General features: G+C 39.6%; 12 protein-coding genes. 10 read left to right on the top strand and 2 right to left on the bottom strand.

Annotated features, from left to right (window positions below):
- Positions 1-113: 113 nt before the first annotated feature.
- From rbsK to KSX81_RS13810, 10 genes are read left to right on the top strand one after another with little or no spacing between them, the layout of a single operon-like run.
- Entirely contained in the window at positions 114-1,028 is a 915-nt protein-coding gene (gene rbsK / locus KSX81_RS13855) for a ribokinase (RefSeq protein WP_217725521.1), read from the top strand.
- A gap of 20 nt (positions 1,029-1,048) precedes the next feature.
- On the top strand, positions 1,049-3,982 hold the full coding sequence (locus KSX81_RS13850; protein ID WP_217725520.1) for a SusC/RagA family TonB-linked outer membrane protein: 2,934 nt from the start codon (positions 1,049-1,051) through the stop codon (positions 3,980-3,982).
- A 15-nt stretch (positions 3,983-3,997) separates the two neighbouring features.
- Positions 3,998-5,527, top strand: a complete 1,530-nt coding sequence (locus KSX81_RS13845; RefSeq protein WP_004296456.1) for a RagB/SusD family nutrient uptake outer membrane protein — start codon at positions 3,998-4,000, stop codon at positions 5,525-5,527.
- A gap of 59 nt (positions 5,528-5,586) precedes the next feature.
- On the top strand, positions 5,587-7,551 hold the full coding sequence (locus tag KSX81_RS13840) for an ADP-ribosylglycohydrolase family protein (RefSeq protein WP_004296457.1): 1,965 nt from the start codon (positions 5,587-5,589) through the stop codon (positions 7,549-7,551).
- Between the two features lie 12 nt (positions 7,552-7,563).
- Positions 7,564-9,171 carry an ADP-ribosylglycohydrolase family protein gene (locus tag KSX81_RS13835; protein WP_004296458.1) on the top strand — a complete coding sequence of 536 codons (1,608 nt, stop codon included), beginning with the start codon at positions 7,564-7,566 and terminating at the stop codon, positions 9,169-9,171.
- Positions 9,172-9,177: 6 nt separating this feature from the next.
- A complete protein-coding gene (locus tag KSX81_RS13830; RefSeq protein WP_004296459.1) occupies positions 9,178-10,725 on the top strand; it encodes an ADP-ribosylglycohydrolase family protein in 1,548 nt (515 codons plus the stop codon).
- 12 nt (positions 10,726-10,737) lie between these two features.
- The gene (locus KSX81_RS13825; protein WP_004296460.1) at positions 10,738-12,336 is read left to right on the top strand and encodes an alpha/beta hydrolase; all 1,599 of its coding nucleotides are present in this window, start codon (positions 10,738-10,740) and stop codon (positions 12,334-12,336) included.
- Between the two features lies 1 nt (position 12,337).
- A complete protein-coding gene (locus KSX81_RS13820) occupies positions 12,338-13,858 on the top strand; it encodes an alpha/beta hydrolase (RefSeq protein ID WP_004296461.1) in 1,521 nt (506 codons plus the stop codon).
- A gap of 18 nt (positions 13,859-13,876) precedes the next feature.
- Positions 13,877-14,884, top strand: coding sequence for a GRP family sugar transporter (locus tag KSX81_RS13815; protein WP_004323116.1), 1,008 nt, complete (start codon positions 13,877-13,879; stop codon positions 14,882-14,884).
- Positions 14,885-14,907: 23 nt separating this feature from the next.
- Entirely contained in the window at positions 14,908-15,885 is a 978-nt protein-coding gene (locus tag KSX81_RS13810) for a fibronectin type III domain-containing protein (RefSeq protein WP_004296463.1), read from the top strand.
- A gap of 80 nt (positions 15,886-15,965) precedes the next feature.
- Here KSX81_RS13810 and KSX81_RS13805 read toward each other — a convergent pair whose 3' ends face one another.
- Complete coding sequence (locus KSX81_RS13805) at positions 15,966-17,792, bottom strand: endonuclease/exonuclease/phosphatase family protein (RefSeq protein WP_004323115.1); 1,827 nt, start codon at positions 17,790-17,792, stop codon at positions 15,966-15,968.
- A gap of 171 nt (positions 17,793-17,963) precedes the next feature.
- Entirely contained in the window at positions 17,964-18,947 is a 984-nt protein-coding gene (locus KSX81_RS13800) for a glycosyl hydrolase family 18 protein (protein ID WP_004296465.1), read from the bottom strand.
- Between the last annotated feature and the right edge of the window lie 54 nt (positions 18,948-19,001).

Here is a 19,001-nt window from a genome sequence, read left to right as displayed (position 1 = left end):
TATTTGAGAAAAAAGCAAGAAAAATATTTTGTTTTGAAAAAAATTTCTATATTTGCGCAAACGATTGCGCATCGTTTACGATTCAATTCGCCTTAATACTTAATACTCATTATATGGACACAAAGAAGAAAATCGTAGTGATAGGTAGCAGTAATACGGATATGGTTATCAAATCAGACCGTCTACCAAAACCAGGAGAAACAATTCTGGGAGGAAACTTCTTAATGAATCATGGCGGCAAAGGAGCTAACCAAGCCGTAGCTGCTGCAAGACTAGGAGGAGATGTCACTTTCATATGTAAAATAGGAAATGACATTTTTGGAAATGAAACCTTGGAAATGTTTCACAAAGAAAAGATCGACACTACTTATGTAGGAATTACCCCGCAGGAACCATCAGGAGTAGCTCTTATCAATGTCGACAAAAAAGGGGAAAACTGTATTGTTGTTGCTTCCGGAGCCAACGGGACTTTATCTATTGATGACATACAAAATGCAGAACCTGCCATCAAACAGGCATCCATCGTCATTATGCAGTTGGAAACTCCAATCGAGAGTGTCACTTATGCAGCCAAAATGGCTAAAAAAGATGGAATTACCGTTATATTAAATCCCGCCCCTGCCCCTACCCAACAACTGCCTGACGATTTATTAGCCAATGTCGACATTCTTATTCCTAATGTCACAGAGGCTGAAATCATCTCGGGAATGCACATTACAGATGATGAATCGGCAAAAGAAGCGATTCGTTATATTAGTTCGAAAGGCATAAAAACTGTCATTATTACGATGGGAGCCAAAGGAGCTCTCGCCTATGAAAACAATGAGTTTATCCACCTTCCAGCCTTCAAGGTAGAAGCAGTAGACACAACCGCTGCCGGAGATACATTCTGCGGCGGATTGTGCGTAGCTCTGTCTGAGGGCAAAAATCTAAAAGATGCAATTATATTTGCAAGTAAAGCCTCTTCTATTTCTGTTACCAGAATGGGAGCACAAGTATCTATACCTTTGAGAAAAGAAATACAATAATCATCCTTAATTCTGTTATTATGATAAAACAATGTTCAATCCACGGTCTATTGACAAGTATGTTGTTAATAGTATTTTCTTTGATGAGCAATGATGCTATTGCCCAGAAGGCAATAAGAGGTACAGTCCTCGATGAAGCAAATGAACCCATTATCGGTGCCAGTGTCCTTGTTAAAGGTACAACAAATGGTTCTATTACAGGAGTTGATGGAACCTTCAATGTAAAAGCGAATCCTTCTGATGTATTGGTTATATCTTATGTAGGTTATGCAACTGTTGAACAACAAGTAGGAAATCAGACACAGCTTGTAATACACCTGCGCGAAGACTCGAAAGTGCTTAATGACGTTGTAGTAATCGGCTACGGCTCTACCACAAAGAAAGAGCTTACAGGATCGGTTACCAGCATGAAGAAAGATGACCTCAATCCCGGAACATTCACCAATGCTATGGGAATGTTGCAAGGAAAAGTGGCAGGATTACAAATTATCAACCCGAACGGTGCTGATCCGACAGCCAAATATGAAGTATTACTTCGCGGAACAAACACACTTTCCGCAGGCCAAGGTCCATTAATTATTATTGATGGGGTGGCAGGTGCAGATATCAGAAATATCAATTTTCAGGAAGTGGAATCAATTGACGTATTAAAAGATGGTTCGGCAGCTGCTATTTATGGAACAAGAGGTACGAATGGAGTAATCATCGTCACAACTAAACGTGCAAGAAGTGGCAAAACGGAAGTTTCTTATGATGGGCAACTCACCGTGGGAGTCGTTTCACGCAGAGCAAAACCTTTATCGGCAAGCGAATACAAATCTGTTATCAAGGAATATCGCCCAGAATTGGAAAGTTATATTTTTGACAGTGATACCGATTGGTTTAAAGAAATTACACAAACTCCGTTCAGCCATAAGCACAACTTGTCTATATCCGGAGGTTCCGAGAAGTTCTCACACCACACTTCTTTCAATTATGAAAAGAGCGATGGCTTGCAAAAGCATAATAGCTCCGAAAAGCTAATGGCACGTACCAATATTCGCCAGTCATTATTAGATAAATGGGTCGATTTGGATTATAACCTGAATATCATTCATCGCAAATACAGCCCTTCCTCTACAAGTGCTTTTATGCAGGCATTTACCCATAATCCAACAGAGCCTGTTTATGACGACAGCGATCCGGATGCCGGAGGATATAGCCGTATCAAAGCAATGGAATATTACAATCCGGTAGCGATCATTAACGAAAGGAACATGGAAAGTAAGAATGATAATTATGGTGCAAATATTCGTGCTACTCTAAACATATTGCCTATAAAAGGATTAAAATGGGAGAACTTTGTTTCATACGACAAGGAACAATATGAGACACGTGAATACTACACACATTATTATCCAAGTTTAATAGGAACAAACGGGCAAGCCTATATTGAAAACTATCAGGAAAACGAAACACAATATGAGTCTACTTTAAATTACTCGAATATTTTCGGAAAACATTCCATTCAGGCATTACTCGGATATACATACCAGTATACTTACAGCACATCTGCATCCATGACAAATTCCGGTTTCGACTTCGATGACAACCAGACTCATAACATCGGAACAGGAACGAATCTAACTGAAGGCAAAGCCAGCATGTCGTCCAATAAAGAAGATAATACATATATCGGATTCTTCGGACGTTTTATGTACAACTACGATGATAAATATCTTTTGTCTGCTTCACTACGTCGTGATGGCTCCAGCCGTTTCGGTGACAATAATAAGTGGGGATGGTTCCCGGCTGTCAGCGTAGGTTGGCGTATAAATAAAGAGAAATTCCTCTCGAATGTCAAATGGATCGATGATTTAAAATTGAGAGCCGGATACGGAGTTACCGGTAACCAGGATTTCTCAAACTACAAATCTTTGATGATGATGACTACAGCCGGTAAATTCTATTACAATGGCCAATGGATCAATACTTATCAACCTGCAAGTAATGCAAATCCGGATCTAAAATGGGAGAAAAAAGCAGAGTTCAACGTTGGTGTCGATATGACAATGTTTGACAACCACCTCTCGTTCACTTTTGATTATTACAAACGGACTACATCAAACTTGCTATATGACTACATCGTGCCAACACCTCCTTATGTATATAATACCTTGTTTACGAATGTTGGAAAAGTTACTAATGAAGGAGTTGAATTAACAATATCCGGTACACCTTTTAACACTAGGGACTTTACATGGAATACCTCACTTACCGTTTCGCACAATAAAAACAAATTGGTGAAATTCACCAATGATGAATTCACTAACGGAACATACAAAGTGGGATGGTCTACAAGTGCTGCCTGCTACACTCAACGTCTGATAGAAGGACAGTCATTGGGTACTTTCTATGGTCCTATATGGTTAGGAACTGATACAGATGGAAAAGATGTATTGCTAGGACAAAATGCAGACGGTTCCGTACCGGAAGAACAATGGGAAAAAATTGGCTGTGCTTATCCGGATGCCACTCTTAGCTGGAGTAATACCTTCAGATATAAGAAATTCGACTTGAGTTTCTCACTGCGTGCATCTATCGGCGGAGAAATTCTGAACAACTATGCGATGGAATATGAAAATCTAAGCAGCATCGGACTTAGAAATATCTCATCAAACTGGTTATCTCAAACGAATTTCACAAGTACGACCTATAAATATTCCTCCAAATATATAGAGGATGCTTCTTATTTAAAACTGGATAATGTAACCTTTGGATATACTTGGGATTTCACATCCAAAATGATAAAAAGACTAAGATTGTCTCTTACTGCACAGAATGTATTCTGTATCACCGGTTATTCTGGTGTCGACCCAGAAGTTGCTCTTTCCGGACTGGAACCCGGTATGGAAAGTTTGAGCTATTATCCGCGTACAACAGAATTTACTTTTGGAGTTAATATAGTATTCTAAAAAAATAAGATTACCATGAAAAAGACAAATATAATATTAAGTTTCGTTATCTGTATATTATTATACGGATGTACCGATCTTAGCGAAACTGTATACACAGGAGTAGCGATGAATGACTTCTTTAAAAATGAGAAAGAACTGGTAGCCAATGCAGGTAGAGCGTATACGAAATTACAAGGATACAATTCCGAACAAAGTTTATGGACATTGCTTTTACAAGCTTCTGATGAATGTGCCGTTCCCGCTTGTGGTGGTTCCTGGTACAGCAATGGACGTTATGAAGAAATCCAGACGAATAAAATTCCACCTGCAAATAAATTATTGACAAGGGGATGGAACTGGATATTTAATGGTATTGCTGCATGTAATGAAATTATTTACGAAACGGAATTATCACCTATCCAGTTTGAAGGAAAAGAGAAGATTATAGCTGAAATGAAAATATTGCGTGCTTTCTACTATTATCAAGCCATTTCTTGTTGGGGAAACGTACCTTTCACAACTGACTACACGGAAACCGGATACCCGGAACAAAAAAGTCGTGAATATATTTTCAACTATCTGGAAAAAGAAATTAATGACAATATCGAGTTCCTAGACAGGGAGCCTTCAGATACTAATTATGGACGGGCCACACAAGCTGCCGCTTATTGCATTCTTGCGAAAATGTATCTGAATGCAGAAGCATGGTTCGGTACTCCAATGTATGACAAAGCAGAGAAAGCCTGTAAAGATATTATGGATATAGGTGCTTACAGCATTGAAGACTCTTATTCTACTAATTTTGATATAAAAAATGAAGATTCTAAGGAGAATATCTTTGTAATCCTGTATGACAGAGTATATACTAGCGGTGACAGTAACTCATTTTATTTGCATACGCTGACATTGGAAGCTGCATCACAAGCAACATTTAATATTCCGGCAGCCCCATGGTCGGGTTTTCTCTGCCAACCGGACTTTTTCCAAACATACGCAGAACAAGATCTTCGCAGAAGTCAGAGCTGGTTATACGGTCCTCAAGTAGACCTAAGCGGAAAGGATCTTGGTTTCGAATATACTCCTGTCTTCCCCGAAGAAAAATATTACAATAGCAACGGAGGACGTGGCACATACGACGGTGCACGCTGCTGGAAATGGCATTACCAGACTGATGGTTCTTTAAAAGAATATACAGTTAGTATGGACAACGACTTTGCCATCTTCCGTTATGCCGATGTTGTATTAATGTATGTAGAGGCTTTGGTACGACAAAACAGAACAAGTGAGGCCATCCAACTGGCAGACTTCAAGAAGATTCGTACAAGAGCAGGGCTTGATGCATATACTACAAGCCAATTGACGGTTGATGAACTTTATGCAGAACGAGGCAGAGAACTGGCATGGGAAGGATGGCGCCATGAAGATATGATACGTTTCGGAAAATATCTGAAAAAATATTGGGCACACCCTGACCAAAGTTCAGAAACTTTTAGAAATGTATTTCCAATTCCTACGGATATTTTAAATGCAAATCCAAAATTATCTCAAAACAAAGATTATTAACCACAATTGGAAGGTTCACATAGAAAAGTGTACCTTCCAACAAATCAACCCTGATAAGTATGAAAAAACCAATCATCTTTTTACTTGTTTTAATTACCAACATCTTATTTATCTCTGCACAGAAAATTTCAAAGACAGAGTTAAAAGACAAAATAGCTGGAGCTTGGATCGGGCAAATGGTAGGAAATATATATGGACTTCCTTTTGAGAACAAGTTTGTAGATGAACCTGCCCCGGAATCCAGATTTCCATTCGGTTACACTAAAAACATAGATAAATTGCAGAAGTATAACGGTGCATTCTCTGATGACGATACTGATGTTGAGTATATCTACTTACTATTAATGGAGAAATATGGTGTAGAACCTACTTATGCCAATATGCGCGAAGGATGGATGTATCATATCCGTGACCGTGTATGGCTAGCCAATAGGGCTGCACTCGGATTAATGCATCTTGGATTCACCCCTCCGTTCACAGGTGACGAAAATCTGAATCCGCACTGGTATCAGATCGACCCTCAATTGATTAACGAGATATGGGCGTATACAGCACCGGGAATGATTTCATATGCTGCAGGAAAAAGTGATTGGGCGGCCCGTATCACAAGCGATTCGTGGGCGGTATCTCCCACTGTCCTATATGGTGCAATGTACGCTGACGCTTTTTTCTGCAAGGATATCCGCAAACTGATTACACGAGCCTTGAAAGAACTACCTGCTGATGACAGATATGCGATAGCTGTAAAAGAGATGATTGCTTTATATGACAAATATCCTAAAGATTGGGTAAAAGCACGTCAAATCATGGCTAAAAAATATTACATAGATGAACCAGCCATGACAAAAACAATCTGGAATGCTAATCTGAACGGATTATGCGGGATTTTGGCTATGTTGTATGGCGAAGGAGATTTCCAACGGACATTGGATTTAAGCTGTGCAATGGGATTTGACTGCGACAATCAGGCAGCCACTATCTCCGGACTTCTAGGAGTAATGTATGGTGCAAAGTCTCTTCCCGAAAGTTTGACTAAACCTATCGAAGGATGGGAAAAACCCTTCAACGACCGGTATATCAATATCACCAGGTTTGATATGCCCGATGCTTCCATTGAAGACATGATTGAACGTACTTACAACAAAGCAATCGAACTGGTTTGTGCCAAAGGAGGAAAAGTAAAGGGTGATATGGTATATGTTAACCCCAAAGCACAATTCATCCCCCCTATGGAATTCTGTATCGGTCCGAATCCGGACTTGGAAATCGGACAGCCTACCGATTACTCATTTGCCTGCAGAACAAACGCTGATTTCAAATGGGAACTGGTAAAAGGTAAACTTCCGGTAGGAGTTACATTCCAAAACGGTAAACTGGCAGGAACTCCTACAGAAGCCGGCAAATATCCAATTACCCTTCAATTAAGCGCAAATAACAAGAACTCAATTACTAAAGACTTTGAGTTATTGGTTAAAACCAAGAATATAGCCCCCAAGGCTGACACTATTTACGCAAATATTCGCAAACTAAACGAAGAAGTACTCGATTCTTGCTGGATTACCTTTGGAAAACCGATGTACGCAACAAATGTAGAAGTAATTAATGACGGAGTCAAAGATGGCGTAGGATCTGTATTTTATTCATTAGCGGCCAAAAGTAATCTGCCTAAAATAGACTATTTCGGATACGGTTGGAAAGAAGAGCATAACATCAATATGCTTGTTTTAGATATGGGCTGTCTGGAAGAGTTCGGAGGATGGTTTACTTCTCTAAACATTCAATATCTTGGAAATGACGGACATTGGTATGACGTAGGTAAATTCAAATCAACTCCGGCACTTCCCGAAACCGATATTGTATTTTTCCAACCTCCGTTTGCACAATATGTTTTGGAATTCCCGGCAGTAGAAACCAAGGGAATACGCGTACTAATGGATGCAAAAGTGCAGGAACACTGGCATAAATACACAAAGAATGTATCATCATTCATCTCTATCACCGAGTTGGGAGTTTATGAGAAATAAAGGAGGAGAAGAATGAGGAAAATAATTACGATATGTATTATAGGGCTTTTTGCTCTCAACGTACAAGCCCAGCCTGTAAAAACTTTAAAGTTATCTGATAAAGAACTTTTAGATAAGATTAAAGGAGGATGGGCCGGACAAACCATTGGTGTTGTTTTCGGAGCACCTACAGAGTTTAAGTTCACGGGAACTTATATTCAAGATTACCAGCCAATCCCCTGGGCGGAAGGTTACGTAAAATATTGGTGGGAAAAGAAGCCCGGATTGTTCGATGATATTTATAACGATTGCACGTTTGTTGAGGCATTTGATGAACTTGGCCTGGATTGTTCACAAGAAGAACTTGCCAAAAGATTTGCATTCGCTGATTATCATTTGGCCCATGCTAACCAAGCAGGCAGATATAATATCCGCCAAGGTATCATGCCACCGGCTTCCGGTCATTGGTTGAATAACCCACATGCAGACGATCTGGATTTCCAGATCGAAGCAGACTTCATTGGTCTGATGGCTCCGGCAATGCTGCCGGAAGCATTGGATATCGCCTCCAGAGTAGGCCACATTATGAATAGCGGTGACGGTTTTTATGGCGGTGCTTTCGTAGCAGCTCTTTATAGCTCCGCTTTCTATGAAAAAAGTCCTGAAGCGATTCTAAAAACCGCAATCTCTGCCATACCTGAAAAGAGTACATTCCATCAATGTATTCAGGATGTAATCAATTTCCATTCTTTGCACCCGGACAACTGGAAAGATTGCTGGTACTTCCTGCAAGAAAAATGGAACTGCGATGTAGGATGTCCCAAAGGCGTATTTCTAAACTTTAATATTGACGCCAAGCTCAATTCCGCTTTCGTAGCATTAGCTATGCTCTACGGTAAAGGAGACTTCACCAACTCTATCGATATTGCAACACGCTGCGGACAAGATTCTGACTGTAATCCGTCTACAGTCGGCGGTGTACTCGGCGTCATGTATGGGTATGATAAAATCCCTTCATTCTGGTTAAACCCTTTGAAAGAAGTAGAAGACTTTACATTTGAAGGAACGAATATGTCGTTGGCAAAAGCATACCAAATGAGTTTCGATCAAGCTAAACAACTCATAGTCAAAACAGGTGGAAAAGTATCTGGTGGGGAGATAGAAATTCCAATCAAAAAGGCGGATGTACTTCCTTTAGAACAAAATTTCGAAAACACCTATCCACTTTATAGAGAACGCAAAGACTGCTTCCTGACAGATACATTTGAATTTGATTTCAATGGTAACGGATTTGTTATCTGGGGCAACATTTGCTGCACAAGAAGTATTACTCCCGATTATATCAATCGTGTATCTACACGCCACATCGGTTCCGAGGTGTTCGGATTGGCAGAGCCCAATGACCCTTACGTTGCTAAAGTGGAAATATGGATTGACGGAGAACTGGACCATGTAGCAGCTTTACCCATGAGAAACACAGACCGCAAAGTAGAACCAGCCTGGAAATACCTCATGAAAGAAGGAAGACACCACGTTAAAATGAAATGGTTGAACCGCAAAAAAGACTACATTATTCGTATCAACGACATAATGTATTATTCAGAGAAAAAAGAACATGATAGATTTTACTTTAATAAATAAGTTAAGATGAAAAAAGTCCTGATTAACATCATTCTACTATTTACCTTTTCCATATCGGGAATGGCACAAATAGAATATGGAAAAACAGTTGAAATAAGTAAAGAGGTACTGCTCGACAAAATTAAAGGAGGCTGGGCCGGACAAACCATAGGATGCACCTATGGCGGTCCTACAGAATTTAAATACAGAGGAGCGATCATTCATGAGAAAACTCCAATAATCTGGTATGATGACTATTGCAAGGACATCTTTGCAGAAGATCCGGGATTGTATGATGATGTATATATGGATCTTACCTTTCTGGAAGTAATGCAAAAAGAAGGGATAAATGCCCCTGCCGAATCATTTGCCAAAGCCTTTGCAAACGCAGATTACAAATTATGGCATGCCAACCAGGCAGCCAGATATAACATATTGCACGGTATTATGCCACCAGCATCGGGACATTGGAAAAATAATCCGCACGCTGACGATATTGATTTCCAGATTGAAGCAGACTTCATTGGAATGATATGTCCGGGGATGGTAAATACCGCCTCCAATTTTTCGGACAAGATAGGGCATATCATGAACTACGGCGACGGATGGTATGGAGGTGTATACATGGGAGCAATGTATGCATTGGCTTACGTAAATAACGACATTTATACAATTGTCACGGAAGCTCTTAAAACAATACCCGAACAAAGTAAATTTCACCGTTGCATCACAGACGTTATTAAATATTGGAAACAATATCCCGATGACTGGCGTAAATGCTGGCTGGAAATAGAAAACCGGCATGCTTTTGAGATTGGCTGCCCGGAAGGGGTATTCAATGCATTTAACATTGACGCCACTATCAATGCGGCTTACTGTGTGATGGGACTTTTATATGGCAACGGCGACTTTTTCAAAACAATGGATATAGCCACTCGTTGCGGACAAGATTCCGACTGTAACCCGGCAACTGCCGCAGGAATTCTTGGAGTCATACAAGGCTACAAGGCTATCCCCGAATACTGGAAACCGGCACTCGAAAGATGTGAAAATATTAAGTTCCCTTACACAGATATCTCTTTAAGTTCTGTATACGACATTAATCTCAAACTATTGAGTGATGTATTAAAAGCAAACGGAGGAAAAATAAAAGGAGATAAATACTATACCACGATTCAGAAGCCAAAAACCGTAGCATGGGAAGTTTCTTTTGAAGGCTTATATCCTTCTGAAAGAAGAGTTATCAAATATGATCTCGGTACAGAAAAAACATTTGAGTTCAATGGCAAGGGAGTTGTTTTAATGGGGATGATCAGGCAAGATGTTAAAGATAGTAATGACAATTACATCGCCATCCTGGAGGCCTACATTGACGGCAAGAAAGTAGAAACCATAGAAATGCCTTATGACTACATAAAAAGAAAGTATGACATTTTCTATAATTATGATTTAGAGGAAGGACCTCACAAACTGGTTATTAAATGGATTAATCCGAATGAAAAATATGCCGTTCAATGTAAAGACATGGTGGTTTATTCATCCACACCGGCAGAGCCAATCAATCCTTATAAATAAAAGAGAGAAGCCATGAATAGAAAACTACTCCTATTATTAGCCTTATTATTATTTTCCTACGGATTGTCATCATGTTCGTCTGATGATAACAATCCGTCCGAAGGCGAACAGACCGATACACCGGAACTGTTTACCAAACGCTATAATCCCGATCAAAGTTTTTACAGCAAAATATTAGGACAAGAAATCAAATATTCCGTATTACTGCCTCAAGAGTATCTATCGGAAAGTACGGGTAAATATGGAGTAGTTTTCCTTCTACATGGCTGGGGAGGAAACCAAAGTTCATGGGGACCTTCAGGTCTGAATATTCAAAGCATAGCTGATGCGCAAACCAGCAATGGTAGTATTCGCCCATTGATCTACATCATGCCGGAAGGTTTCAACACTTATTTTTGCAACCGCTATGACGGAAAGTTCAACTATATGGATATGTTCATTAATGAACTCGTACCCCTGATTGATAAGCGGTTCCGAACAACAGCCAGTAAGACGGAAAGAGCTGTTGCCGGATTCTCTATGGGAGGTTTCGGGGCATTAAGTATAGCATCGCAACATCCTGAAACATTCTCGGTATCAATAGGATTAAGTCCCTCTCTAAATACAGATGAACAATACATCTCTTTGTCACAAGACGGTTGGAATCTTCAATGGGGAAACAACTTCGGAGGAAGCGGCCAGACAGGAACAGGCAGGCTGACAAGCTATTATAAAAGCCAATGTCCGCTACACTTTTTCAAGGATAAACCAAGTTCCACATTTCAAACAGTACGGTATTACATAGACTGCGGTGATGATGAAGAAAGACTATATGCAGGAAACGGTGAATTACATTCTCTATTACGGGACAAAAATATCAAGCACGAATATCGTGTACGAAACGGTGCCCATACTGACAGTTATTGGCGTGAATCCATGAAAGAGGCACTGCCTTTTATCGAACGTTCATTCAAAGGAGAAAACTATCCGCAGGAAACTCTGAAAAAATTCACAGAGGAATTACATGCTACTAATAAAAACATAAAAGTAGGTAATTCCAATATCGAACTATGGTTACCGGATGACTACAATTCCGAACTAACTTACAAAGTTCTTTATTACAGCAAAGGAGAAGGTAATGTTGATCTTACAACAAAGAAGGTAGCAGTGGCATTAGATTCTCTTATGCAAATCAAACGTATGATAATTGCAGGTTTTAATGTGAAAGAAATGATTCTAAATGAAACAAATTTTTCAGCTATTACCGATGCTGTGGAAAAGACGGTTCATACGGAAAGCAATGCAGATTTCAGATTAGGATTAACATACGGTTCAGAAGCTGATTACTTATACAATCAGTCAACAGGCAATGCCCCTGCTATCAACTTTTTCTTTGCAGAAGACGCAGATATTATCAACCTTTCTGCCGAGAATCGTGCCAAAATCTATTATTTGGACATAACAGACGAAGGCAGCAACTACAATAGCATCTTTACTCTGTTCAATGGATTGCGAGGTGCAGAAGCTCCGGTGCAATATCGTGTCAGAAACGGGCTGGATAGTGAACAGTCCGCCCAAACAGGTATTTATTCAATGAGTTATTATATTGGTGAACAGTTAATAAAGAAATAATATGAAGAAGATACTGTTATATATTATCCTATTTCTATCAGGTATAGATGGAGCTTGGGCACTTCCCATAGAAAAAGAAGGGATGAGTATTTACAGTCCGTCCCTAAAGCAAGAAGTCTCCTACTCCATTATCTTACCGGAAGGTTATGAACATTCAGAAACAGAATATCCAGTCTTATACATGTTTCATGGAATAGGAGGTGATTATACCAGTTGGCTCGAATACGGCAACGTTGCCCGTGTAATGGATAAAATGATAAAAGAAGGAAAGATTCAACCTTTCATTATGGTTATTCCTGACGGTTACCTGTCTTATTACAGTGACACTTATGATGGCAGTTCCCTTTATGAAACTTTCTTTATCAAAGAACTGGTTCCATATATAGATAACAACTATCGTACTCGCAAGGATATTAATGGACGCTCGATCATTGGTTTCTCTATGGGAGGATTCGGAGCATTATCCGTTAGTTTGCGCAACCGCCACTTATTCGGCTCTGTCGTTGCGTTATCGCCATCCATCCGTACAGAAAAACAATACATAGAAGAAGGGCCACAAAAAGGATGGGACAATCAATGGGGACGGATTTTCGGAGGAGTGGGAAAGAATGGTAAGCAGCGCCTAACCAGTTACTATAAACAACATTCACCCTACCACATTCTTTCCACCCTCCGCAATTCCGATTTAAAAGGATTTGGCATCATGCTGGATATTGGAGATAAAGAAGGTACTCTTTGCGAAAGTAATGAAGAACTGCACCGATTATTACTGGAAAGACAAATACCTCATGAATGGGAAGTACGTTCAGGAGGACATGATTTCACCTGCTGGAATACTGCACTGCCCAAAGCATTCAGATTCATAAACGAATATTTCAATGGAAAGCGGTCAGGAAATAGTGAGAGTAGTCTTCCGAATGAGACTCCGTTTATCCAAACAGCCAATGCAACGGTCTATTATCCGGAACAGGCTCAAGGAAGCACAAGAAAATATCCTATTATCTATGTACAGGGAGAAATTAACGAACAACAGCAAAAGGTTCTCGTCAGTCAGTTTCATCAAATGGTAGATGAGAATAAAACATGGCCTGCTGTTCTTTGTTTCGTAAAAGCTAACACAGACCTGTCAGAAACAATTTCTGATATAGAAAAGCAACTCTCCGGCATCAGAGGTTCCCAACGTATGCGGGCTTTAATCACTTTGGGAGATAATATCAAAGAAGGTATAGAAGCCATTCAGGGAGAAAATTTGTTTACCGGCATAGTCTGTGTAAATGCCATCGGCAACGAAAATGATGCTCAAAATCTTATAAAAGCAGTCAACTCTTACAAAAGATATCCCAGATGCTGGATAGAGATACTCCCCGAATCAAAAGAATATGGTTTTAGTAGTAATATACATATCCTTTTGAAAGAATCGGACCTGGAACATGAGTTCCGGTCAAGAAAATGTAAAGAAGCCAATGTTTTCACTTATTGGGAAGATTGGATACTATATTTAAATAACAGAATTCATGTTTAACAATTAAATACTAATAGTATGTTCACAGTAAACAGTTATTTATTGGCAGTTATATTCTGCATCGTAACCATGATTTGTTGGGGTTCCTGGGGTAATACCCAAAAACTAGTTTCCAAAAATTGGCGTTATGAACTTTTTTATTGGGATTATGTGATTGGAATGGTATTGTTCACCATCTTACTAGGCTTCACAATGGGTAGTCATGGAGATACCGGACGTTCATTCCTGGAAGATCTGGGACAAGCATCAGGAGACAGCATTGGTTGGGTTATCTTGGGGGGCGTAATATTTAATGCTTCAAACATTCTTCTTTCAGCGTCTATTTCCTTGGCTGGTATGTCTGTTGCTTTTCCTTTAGGAGTTGGCATTGCATTGGTATTAGGGGTAATCGTCAATTATCTGGGAATTCCAACTGGTAATCCTTTGCTTTTATTTGGCGGTGTAGCTCTCATTGTTATTGCTATCATTTGCAATGGAGTGGCTTCCGGAAAAATGCAAAAGGGAGAAGAAAGCAGGAAAAACAACAAAAAGGGAATTATCATTGCATTAATTGCCGGTGTACTGATGTCTTTGTTCTACAGGTTCGTAGTGAAAGGTATGGACGTAGAAAACTTCAATTCTCCTGCTATAGGAATGATGACTCCTTATTCTGCCATCTTTGTTTTTTCAATAGGCGTATTACTAAGCAATTTTGTTTTCAACACATTAGTAATGAAATGTCCTTTTGTCGGAGAAAAAGTCAGCTACTCCGAATACTTTAAAGGAAACACGAAAACTCATATATGCGGAATGCTTGGTGGAGCGATATGGGGACTTGGTTCCGCGTTCAGCTATATCGCATCAGGAGAAGCTGGTCCGGCGGTATCTTATGCACTAGGACAAGGCGCACCACTTATTGCCGCTATTTGGGGAGTATTTATCTGGAAAGAATTTAAAGGTTCAACGAAATCTGTTAATCAACTACTGGCCTTGATGTTTATCTTCTTCCTGGTTGGTTTGGGAATGATAGTAGTTGCCGGAAACTAATTATTAACCTTAAATAGAACAACATGAAAAAGTATTTTTACTTATTAGCCATGCTGGCAGTAGTACTAGGTACGACTGCTTGCAGTGATGACGACAATCATCCCAGTACAAACATTCTGGATAAACCGGAAGTTACTGTTCCTGATGTAAAAGAGAGTTCTGCTGTTATTACATGGAAAGCCATAGGAAACGCAACAGCTTATATTTATAGCTTGAACAACGGTAGTGAACAAAGTACTGACCAAAATACAATTCAACTGACAGGTTTAGAGCCGGAAAAAAGTTATACATTCAAAGTAAAAGCTCAAAAAACCGGATCAATCTATTTTGAAGATTCAGACTATGCAGAAATCACTTTTACAACAACCTCTGAAGTAACAGTTTATCGGATAGCCACTTTTGCGGACGACTGGGATAAATGGTATTACGAATATAATGACAATGGTACGGTTAAACGTGTCTACAGGCTATATGAAGGAGAGTTGGATAGAGAATGGCTCTTTGCTTATGACGGAAATAATATCACAGTGACAGGTAAGAACGCATATAACATGACTTTAAATGACCAAGGTTATGTTGCAACTTTTGTAGATGGTTCCAACACTTACGAATATACTTATGATGAGAATGGCTACATGACCAAAGTTGAAAAGAATGGCAATATTGCATCTAACATCACCATAGAAAATGGAAATATTATGCAATGGACCAGATTTTCAGATGGAGTAGAGCAGTTTAAGGTTCAGACCTATTCTGCCGTGCCTAATGTGAGCGGAGCACATTGCATCTATGCGGAAAGCAGTGGAGCTAGTCGTTGGCTGGTTGAAACTGGTCTCTTTGGAAAAGCTTCGGCTAATTGCCATACGAGCAGTGGTTGGCAACATTCATCCAGTACAGCTACTTACACATTCGAATATGACGAAAATAGTTGTATCAAAGAGGAAAGCAAAAACTATGACGGATATATAGAGAATTTCTATTATACATATTTCTCCGAATAGCACTTTATGAAATAACTAATTCATGGAGGTGTGTCTAGAAGTCTGGCGCACCTCCATGAATTATAAAGTTATTAGAGACTTTAGACTGTTATATCCAGTAAAACCTCTCCCCTTACATTCAGCACCTTAATCCTCAATTCATCGTTCTTCTTTTCCAGAATCATCACCGTAGCACTGTCCATCTTATATCCTCCACCAATAATAACTGGATAATTATTACCCAGTTCCCCTTTCGGATGGTAAGCGTATTTATGGGTATGTGCATTCAGACTGACATTAAAAGGTGCTTTTTCCAATAATTTAGTCCACAGATCTGCACAGAGATTCTTTTCATAATTACCGTAAAGCGGAATATGATGAATAAGGACACGTTTCTTTGCTTTCTTGAATTCTTTGGCAGACAGTTCTTTTTTCAGAAAATCAACCTGTTCATTACGCAATTGAGTAAAATCGTTCAAGCCATAATATACCCAATGGTCGTCCGGTTTATCTTCTCCACAATCCAACATGACGATACGGGTATCTCCCCAGTTAAAAGAGGCATAAGTTTTATCTCCCACATAATCAAAATGGTCACGCAAACCGATAGAATAGGCATTGCGGATTTCATGGTTGCCACGCATAAAGAAAGTCGGTATGCGATCGCCACACACTCCTTCGGTCAGTTCACTGATAAATGTGGTTGCCTGCTCGTGATCCACAGGATCATCCACACAGTCACCATTGAAAACAACAAAATCATACTTAACATCCTGTATTTGTTTACATAGAGTACGGAAAGTATTGGTATGTTGATGCAAATCATTAAAAACAATAGCGGTAAAAGACTCTGTATCAGCAACAGGAAGAGTAAATTCACTGAAGGTCGATTGTGCTGTATTTCCAAATACCTTTTTATATGCCTGATAAAGCAACATCTCTTGCGAACACACACGATAATAATATTTCTGTCCGGGCTGTAAGCCATCTATACGTATTTTATGCAGCTTGTTATTGCAGACCACCTGACCGTCAACAATCATACGCGCACGTTCCAGCCGGGTAGTATCTGTGCCATATTCCACCCAGCAATAAGAAGGAACGGTTGTTTCCCACATCACAGTAATGCCATTACCCACAGGATTCTGCAAATAAGGTTTAGTACGGAATATCTTGTCTGCCTTTTCAGCGGTACGCAATTCCACAAGTATGGGACGATGGTCGGAAGCCATTAGCTCATTAACTACTTTCGCAGATATGACAGCAAATCCGGTAGCGTTTTGCTTTGACACGGCAATATAATCAATGGCCTCTTTTGGATCGGGAGCAGGATAAGTATGCTTTTCCGGATTGGAGAGTATTTGAAAATCCTTTTGCAATTCTTTGATGAAATCGGATTCAGGTTCAGCATTCATATCTCCGGCTAGAAAAAGAGGCTTTTTATAGGAAGCAATCAATGACTTCACTATTTCCAGGGACTTCATGCGATCTCCTTCCGTTAATGACAGATGAGTACAACAATAAATATAATCCTCAAATTCTGCCAGAATCAAGGTGCGGGCCTCTTCTCTACCAGGTAAAGGGATAGTTTGTAAACGTAGCGGAACTTGCTTTGTCAACAGTCCGATTCCATATTTACCTCCTTCAAACTCTATAGCAGGTGCAAAACAGGCATGCATCTGTGTACGTTCAGCTATTTCACCCAGCACATATTTCTGCCCGCTCCGACGGGTCATACTGTCTACCTCTTGTATAGCCACAACATCAGGAGAAGCATTATTTATCACATTGGCTACCCGTTGAAAACTGCAAATATCATCCATGCCGTTCGCATTTTTAATATTATAAGTCATCAGTCTCAATGTATGTTGAGCCTGTACCGGAAAAATAAATAGAATGACGAAAATGAGTAAAAAGATCTTTTTCATGTTCTTCATTTTTGGGGGTTATGTTAAGTCCCCCAAAGGTAAGAAAAAAATAAAAAGCCACAAAGATACGGATTCATACCTTTGCGGCCTCTTATTGTTAAGAATAACTTTTCTCTAAATGGGGGGATGAGAATAAAGCTATATTATTTACAAGGTCGATTTATTATCTTATTATTTCTTTTGCCACTTTGCGGCAGTATCCCACATTTGCGGATCTACGCTATTAAAGTGCCAAAAACCGATTTGAGAGATTCCCAGTTCATCAGCTAGTTCAAGTAGCGCTTCCGTACTTCTGGCATCACTTGCATAAAACAGATGCCGATTACCATCAGTACCATCATACAGATACATGTTTACCTTTTCATAACATAACCAGATAGGAGAAGGCAAAATTCCATTTATACTGTCAGGCACAGATTGGTAAATCTGCCTTCCTTTGATGCCGCCAGTTACAGCATAATCATTTGCATAAGCAGGCAACGCCATCACTAATTTATCATTTGGAATATGTTTCATCCAGAAAAGCATCGCCTCTCTAGTCCATAGATAATTAGACGTAGGTCCAATGCCCATACAATCATCCCTATGTTTGAGCTCGGGCTTATCTATCCCAGGTGCAAAATACATATCGTAACACATCACTCTAACTAAGTCGCAAGTAGTATTCAAAACTGCCGGATCGTGAAACATCTTAGTTTCGTTATCCTGATACAAAGCCGGATAAAAACTAACGCAATGGCTTAATTTCTTTCCAACAGCATGGAGTTCTTTTGAAGCCAGTTTCAGGAATTCGGTATATGCATCCTGAATATCAGGGTTCAAATGTTCGAGATCAAGATCTATTCCATCATATCCGTTTGCATTGCAATCACTTACATACTTCTCAACAAGCGCCTTTCTTTTCTGTGGCGTATCAATCGTTTCTTCATTCCCACCTACAGCCTGATATACTTCGATATGATTCTGATGACATTCATCGATAAATGATTTCGGAGGATTCCCGAAAACGCTAATGGAACTAATAATCTCTTTCACTGGCTCTATATCCTTAAAAGAGCTTCCATCTATATAGACATACCAAGGAGCTACTTTCTTCTCCTGGGTGGTGGAAGAGAATGTTTCCTGCTTGCAGGAAACACTCGTCATTACCAACATTACACAGCATATAGCTGTTCCAATTATACTTAAATACCTCATTGAATGTAAAGT

The sequence above is a fragment of the Bacteroides sp. MSK.18.37 genome (assembly GCF_019129155.2).
Taxonomy (GTDB): domain Bacteria; phylum Bacteroidota; class Bacteroidia; order Bacteroidales; family Bacteroidaceae; genus Bacteroides; species Bacteroides ovatus.
Note: the sequence above shows the minus strand (reverse complement) of the source record. Positions and strands in the feature narration are given on the sequence as shown.